Raw genomic sequence first — 7221 nt, 5'->3', positions numbered from 1 at the left:
TCTGTTTCCAAATCGGTCAGTCTGCATTTAAGCCTTGGTAAGGTTCCTCGCGTATCATCGAATTAAACCACATGCTCCACCGCTTGTGCGGGCCCCCGTCAATTCCTTTGAGTTTCATTCTTGCGAACGTACTCCCCAGGTGGGATACTTATCACTTTCGCTTAGCCACTGAAGTTGCCCCCAACAGCTAGTATCCATCGTTTACGGCGTGGACTACCAGGGTATCTAATCCTGTTCGCTACCCACGCTTTCGTCCATCAGCGTCAATAAATTGGTAGTAACCTGCCTTCGCAATTGGTATTCCATGTAATCTCTAAGCATTTCACCGCTACACTACATATTCTAGTTACTTCCCAATAATTCAAGTCCTGCAGTATCAATGGCCGTTCCACCGTTGAGCGATGGGCTTTCACCACTGACTTACAAGACCGCCTACGGACCCTTTAAACCCAATGATTCCGGATAACGCTTGGATCCTCCGTATTACCGCGGCTGCTGGCACGGAGTTAGCCGATCCTTATTCTTACGGTACCGTCAAGCTCCTTCACGAAGGAGTGTTTCTTCCCGTACAAAAGCAGTTTACAATCCATAGGACCGTCATCCTGCACGCGGCATGGCTGGTTCAGGCTTGCGCCCATTGACCAATATTCCTCACTGCTGCCTCCCGTAGGAGTCTGGTCCGTGTCTCAGTACCAGTGTGGGGGATCTCCCTCTCAGGACCCCTACCCATCGTCGCCTTGGTAAGCCGTTACCTTACCAACTAGCTAATGGGACGCATGCTCATCTTTCACCGTTGTGACTTTAATACTAGGTTGATGCCAACTTAGTATGCTATGAGGTATTAATCCAAATTTCTCTGGGCTATCCCTCTGTGAAAGGCAGATTGCATACGCGTTACGCACCCGTGCGCCGGTCTCAAGCACCGAAGTGCTCTACCCCTCGACTTGCATGTGTTAAGCCTGCCGCTAGCGTTCATCCTGAGCCAGGATCAAACTCTTCATCGTATATTTTAATATTATATTGCGATGCGCTAAACTTAGCGGTTCTTTATCGAATCTCTCGATTCTAATGCTCTTATTCTTTATGTTCTGAAATCTCTTTCAGAACGGCTGTCAATTCAATATGTCTACGAACGTGTCTCTATTTCTTCATCGCTTGTGTTTCAAAGCGGGTGCAAAACTAAAACTAATTTTTTAAACCTGCAAGAAAAAATTTGAAAAATTTTGAAGCTTTATTTTCGCCTCCATTTTTCTTTTTTCCTTCCCAGTCTATCAAAGAGCTTTCCGTGTTTTGCGGGGTGCAAATGTAAATCGCTTTTTCAAATCTCGCAAGCTTTTTCGAATCTTTTTTTTTAGAAAATTTCTTTCCTTTTTAATTCTTATTCCCTTGCCGGCATTTCGATGAGCGTTTCGCTGTTGCGGGTGCAAAAGTAGAACCTTTTTCCGCTTTTCCAAGCTTTTTTGTCCGCTTTTTTCAATCTTTTTTCAATCTTTTTCTTAACTGTCTCATAACACACCCTTTACGCTCTGCTTTTTTTTTGATGGCTTGTGGGGTTTTTCTGAGCTGCAGTGCGGTTTTGCCGTTTCATCGGGGTTTTGGAATGCCGCTTTTGCGGGGGTTCCGCCATTTGCCGCCCTTTTTGCGCGGCTTCTTATATTCTTAAAGGGGCGATTTACGTAAAAATGCATTCCAGAAAAGCTCCTCCATGGCTCCGATGGAAGCGGAAATCCTTTTTTGCAGGCATTCGGAACAAAAAGATTGAAGCGCATAGCGGGAAACGGATCCCATTTATCATTAAAGCTTAATACTTCACATCTGCCCGGCACCATATTCCATACTTATATTATATGCATATAAAAAGCAAACCCGACAGGTTTTCAAAAAACTGCCGGGTCTTACATTATATATAGTAGTCCTTTATATATAGTATTATTTTTTATTTAAGTCTTTGGCTTTCTGTTGCCATTTTTCTGATAGATCTTCATAATCTATCGGAGTGGCTGGTTTTTGATTTATTAATCGGCCAGATTCAAATGCTCGAACTAATATTGTTTCTATTAGATAGTCTTCGTTTACATCGTATGGCTTATATTCTTCTTTTAAACTAATGTCAAACAAATTGGCGGTTGTATTAGAAACAAAAGCTTTGAATCCGCTTTTTAATGTTTTGATTAGTTCATAAGTTGTAATTCCTGTTTGACGATGAACAAGCTTTACTAAAATCTGACCTTGTTTTCTAGAAAGCTTTTTAAGTCTTTCTTCGAATTCGTTATTTAAATAATCTTCGACGATTTTAAAATACTTCTTTTTTTCTCGACTCGTTTTTAAACGTGACATTCCATTATTCAAAGCCGTTAATCGCTCTGCTGCCAGCTTAGCATATGGATATACTTTATACACTCTATTTTGAAGAATTTGAAATTGTTTCATTTCCTCAGGACTCATCTTTTGTCCTTTTGAAATAATTATTTCTGGAAGCTGAATAGTATCGCCTAAAATAGAATCTCTTTCTGTTAATATATATCCCATTTGCTCGTTCTCTTTAGGAGTAACTTGGGCTTTGGAAGAAAAACAAACTAAGAGTAAAAATAAAAAGGTGGTTAATCTCATTGAATCATAATTTAAGTGTAAAATTATATATTTATACACAACTCTGATACCAAATTTATATTTTAGCGGAAAAATATTTTTATGAGCACAAATTCTATCTTAAACGATACTTCTCTAGCATTCTTAGAAAGCTACCTAAATAACGCTTCCCCTACTGGTTACGAAAGTGAAGGCCAGAAACTTTGGATGAACTATTTAAAACCTTATATTGACACCTTTATTACTGATACTTACGGAACTGCTGTTGGAGTAATTAATCCTGACGCACCGTATAAAGTTGTTATTGAAGGGCATGCGGATGAAATTTCTTGGTATGTAAACTACATTACAGAAGATGGTTTAGTATATGTAATACGAAATGGTGGTTCAGATCATCAGATTGCTCCTTCTAAAAGAGTTAATATTCATACTAAAAATGGAATCGTAAAAGGCGTTTTTGGATGGCCAGCAATTCATACTCGTTTACGCGACAAAGAAGAAATTCCTAAACTAAGTAATATTTTTATTGATTTAGGTTGCGAAAACAAAGAGCAAGTTGAAGCTTTAGGTGTTCATGTTGGATGTGTGATTACGTATCCTGATGAATTTATAATCTTAAACGAAAACAAATTTGTCTGTCGCGCTATCGATAATAGAATGGGCGGTTTTATGATTGCTGAAGTTGCTCGTTTATTAAAAGAAAACAATAAAAAGCTTCCTTTTGGTTTGTATATTGTGAATTCTGTTCAGGAAGAAATTGGTCTCCGTGGAGCTGAAATGATTGCGCACAGAATAAAACCAAATGTAGCGATTGTTACTGATGTTTGCCATGACACCACTACCCCAATGATTGATAAAAAGGTAGAAGGTGATCTTAAAATGGGCAAAGGTCCTGTTATTGGCTATTCACCAGCAATTCAGAATAAATTACGTGATTTGATTGTAGACGTAGCTTCAGAAAATAAAATTCCTTTTCAGAGACACGCTACTTCACGTGCAACTGGAACAGATACTGATGCTTTTGCTTATAGCAATGGCGGTGTTCCCTCTGCATTAATTTCGCTTCCTTTGCGTTATATGCATACAACAGTAGAAATGGTTCATAGAGATGATGTTGAAAATGTTATTAAGCTAATTTATGAGTCACTACTGAAAATCGAGAACAACGAGACGTTCTCTTACTTTAATTAAAAAAACAATACCACACTAAATTCCGCTATTTCATCAAATGGTCGAATTTTTAAATCTCCCCAGAATGAAAATATTACTGCTCGAAGACGATTTTACTTTGTCTAAAGAAATCTCTGCCTTCTTTACCTCAAAGAAGTTCGAGTGTGTTCCATATTATGATGGCTCATTGTTGCTGAAAAAGTATTTTCCGTACGAATATGATTTGATTATTCTTGACATCAATGTTCCTGGATTAAACGGAATAGAGGTGTGCAAAGACATTCGTAAAATTGATATTAAAACGCCAATAATAATGTTGACCGCTTTTAGTGAAATTGAAGACAAATTATCTTCTTTTGATAATGGCGCAGACGATTATCTAGTAAAACCATTTCATTTTGAAGAATTATATGCTAGAGTACAATCTCTTTTAAGACGAAAGGAAGTTCCGCAACAGATAGAGAGCAAAATTGTGGTCAAAGATTTAGAAATTTACGAAGAAGACATGAAAGTTTTTAGATCTGGCGAAGAAATAAAACTTACTCCTAAAGAGTTTAAATTGATTTTAATTTTGGCTCATGCCAAAGGAAAAGTACTTTCTAAACAATTTATTGCAGAAAAACTTTGGGATTATCATATCGAAACTAATCAAAATACAATTGAAGTTTATATCAACTTTTTAAGAAAGAAAATCGACAAGGATCACGAAATAAAACTTATTCACACCAAAGTTGGTTACGGTTACTATCTAAGCGATCAAGAATGACATTAAAAAATAGAATATCACTTTTAGTCAGTTTACTGTTTACCATTCTTTTTGGACTGGCATCTACAGTGATATTCATTTTGTATTCTAATTATAGAAAAGAAGAGTTTAGAGATCGATTAGAAATTAAGGCTTTATCGAATATTAAATTATTGGTAAATGTCAAACAAGTCGACAATCAGCTTTTAAAAATAATAGACCAGAACTCTATTAATAAACTTTATGATGAGAAAACCTTAGTTTTTGATTCTAATTATAAACTTATTTATAGCAGTATCGATGATGCAAAAATCAATTGGTCTGTTGAAGATTTAAAATATTTAAAAAAGAATAAAACCTTTTTTAAACAGCAAGGAGATTACGAAGTTTATGGCGTTTTTTACGATACGAACGATAAAGATTTTTATGCTCTAATTTCTGCGACAGATGATTACGGAAAAAAGAAACTTCTTTTTTTAAGATACACATTAGTTGTTTCGTACATTTTCTTTACCACAATCTGCTGGCTATTAACTTCTTTTATGGTTAGAAAAGCAATGGATCCGCTTCTTGCTTTTCATCAGAAAATAAAAAACATAAACGAAAACAATCTCGATACCAGAATTGCATCTAATAGCACGAAGAACGAAGTTGATCTCCTTGCTGATGAGTTTAACTTTATGATGGATCGAATAGAAGTTTCCTATCAAAAACAAAAAGAATTTACTGCTCATGCCTCGCACGAATTAAGGACGCCTCTTTCTAGAATGACTTCGCAGATCGAAAATGCTATTGCCGATCCTGATATAAAACCAAAAAACAGTTCTTTTCTAAATAATATATTAGCCGATGTTAATCATTTAGGAGAGTTGATTAATTCTCTATTGATTCTTTCTAAAATTGATAATAGAAGAACAGAAAACAATGAAACTCAGCGTATAGATGAGATTTTATTCTCTTCGATAGAAAAAATCAACAAAACATTTCCAGATTTTGCTATTCTTTTTGAAATGGAAGAAAGTGATGATTTGGATACCGCTTTAGAAATAAAAGGAAATAAAAATCTTCTAGAAATTGCTTTAACCAACATTTTAAAGAATGCCTACATCTACTCCGATAACAAACAGGCAAAAGTAAAAATAAGCACTGATCATTATCATCTTATAATTTCAGTATCAAATACTGGAAACACTCTTAGCGAAGAAGAACAAAAAAGTCTTTTTGAACCTTTTATGCGTGGGCAAAATTCAAAAAGAACTTCTGGATTCGGTCTTGGTCTAAGAATTGTCCATCGCATTTTGACAGTTCATAAAGCCAACATAATCTACTCAACTCCAAATATTAACACGAATTTATTTCAATTATTTTTCGAATTATAAACTTTTTTAAGCTATTTTTAAGGTAGATTTTAAGCTCCCCTAAAGCCTGTTGATAGCATATTTGTATAATCCAAAAACAATACAATGAAAAAGTTATTCGCATTGCTGTTATTTGCAGTTCTAAATCAAGCTGCAATAGCCCAAAAAACAGCTACCTTAGAAGACTGTGAAAGCCAATTCTTAAAAAAGAATTTATTTCTCTTAGCGTCACAGTACAATATTGATGCTTCAAAAGCTCTAGCCATTCAAGCCCGAATTTGGGACAACCCAACCATCACTGCCGAACTTAATGCGTATAACCCTGAAAGAGACAAGTTTTTTGACATCGGGAAAGAAGGGCAAAAAGCATTTGGTATCGAACAGCTGATTTATCTTGGCGGTAAAAAACGTAACGAAGTTAAACTCGCACAAACTAATGCTCAATTGGCAGAATTATCATTTAATGATTTAATGCGCACCTTAAAACTACAACTTCGTAAAAGTTTTTATACTGTCTACTACAACAGTAAAAATCTTGAAAACACGGATAAACAATTGGCTCATATCGAAGATTTAATCAATTCTTATTCTGTTCAGGCTCAAAAAGGCAATATTCCTTTAAAAGATGTTGTTCGTTTGCAATCTTTATATCTTAATTTCAAAAATGAACGACTAGAAGTTGTAAATAACAATATAGAAGAGCAAGCAAATCTAAAGCTTTTAATGAATGAAACTGAAAATGTAATTCCAGTTGTAAGTAAAGATGATTCGAATAAATATTTAAAAATTATTCCTTTAGATATTAAAAGTTTCGAAGAACAAGCGATTGCAAATCGACCTGATTATTTAGCAAAACAAAAAGAAATAGAGGCTAATGAAATAAATGTAAAATGGCAGAAATCGCTTGCAATTCCAGATCTTACTTTAGGTGCAAATTACGATCAGCGAAGTGGAGCTTTTAATAAAGAATCTAATGTTAGCCTTGGTATTCCGCTACCGTTATGGAATAAAAACAAAGGAAACATTAAATATGCTCAAACTATTTTAGAACAATCTAAAGTTGAAAAACAAAATTTTGAACTACAGCTGCAAACTGAAATTACTTCAGCCTGGACAAAATGGGATGAATCAAGACAAAACTACAGTGTGATTAAACCAACTGTAAATTCAGATTTTGAAGCAGTTTACAACGGAATGCTAACTAATTTTCAAAAACGAAATGTAAGCCTTTTAGAATTTACCGACTTTATGGAAAGCTACAATCAGGCAATAATTCAGTTAAACGAATTAAAGAAAAAAGTAGTATTAGCAGGTGAAGAGTTAAATAGTACCATCAACAAAGATTTATTTTAAAACAGT

Annotated in this window: 5 protein-coding genes and 1 rRNA gene (1 of these 6 cut by a window edge); 4 read left to right on the top strand and 2 right to left on the bottom strand. The window is 35.1% G+C overall.

Annotated features, from left to right (window positions below; genetic code table 11):
• A 16S ribosomal RNA gene (locus P5P87_RS03425) occupies positions 1 to 1004 on the bottom strand; it reaches 510 nt to the left of the window's first position.
• 925 nt (positions 1005 to 1929) lie between these two features.
• Complete coding sequence (locus P5P87_RS03420; protein ID WP_198858131.1) at positions 1930 to 2610, bottom strand: DUF4294 domain-containing protein; 681 nt, start codon at positions 2608 to 2610, stop codon at positions 1930 to 1932.
• An 81-nt stretch (positions 2611 to 2691) separates the two neighbouring features.
• Between P5P87_RS03420 and P5P87_RS03415 the strand changes: the two genes are divergently transcribed.
• The 4 genes from P5P87_RS03415 to P5P87_RS03400 all read left to right on the top strand — a co-directional run bounded on the left by P5P87_RS03415 (position 2692) and on the right by P5P87_RS03400 (position 7215).
• Positions 2692 to 3780 (top strand): M42 family metallopeptidase, encoded by a 1089-nt coding sequence (locus tag P5P87_RS03415; RefSeq protein WP_278021583.1) that lies wholly within the window; start codon positions 2692 to 2694, stop codon positions 3778 to 3780.
• A gap of 64 nt (positions 3781 to 3844) precedes the next feature.
• Positions 3845 to 4525 carry a response regulator transcription factor gene (locus P5P87_RS03410; protein WP_278021582.1) on the top strand — a complete coding sequence of 227 codons (681 nt, stop codon included), beginning with the start codon at positions 3845 to 3847 and terminating at the stop codon, positions 4523 to 4525.
• Positions 4522 to 5883, top strand: a complete 1362-nt coding sequence (locus P5P87_RS03405) for a HAMP domain-containing sensor histidine kinase (RefSeq protein WP_278021581.1) — start codon at positions 4522 to 4524, stop codon at positions 5881 to 5883. Before P5P87_RS03410 ends, P5P87_RS03405 begins: the two co-directional genes overlap by 4 nt.
• Before the next feature lie 84 nt (positions 5884 to 5967).
• Positions 5968 to 7215 (top strand): TolC family protein, encoded by a 1248-nt coding sequence (locus P5P87_RS03400; RefSeq protein ID WP_278021580.1) that lies wholly within the window; start codon positions 5968 to 5970, stop codon positions 7213 to 7215.
• The last annotated feature ends 6 nt before the right edge of the window (positions 7216 to 7221 follow it).

The sequence above is a fragment of the Flavobacterium ginsengisoli genome, from assembly GCF_029625315.1.
GTDB lineage: Bacteria > Bacteroidota > Bacteroidia > Flavobacteriales > Flavobacteriaceae > Flavobacterium > Flavobacterium ginsengisoli.
Note: the sequence above shows the minus strand (reverse complement) of the source record. Positions and strands in the feature narration are given on the sequence as shown.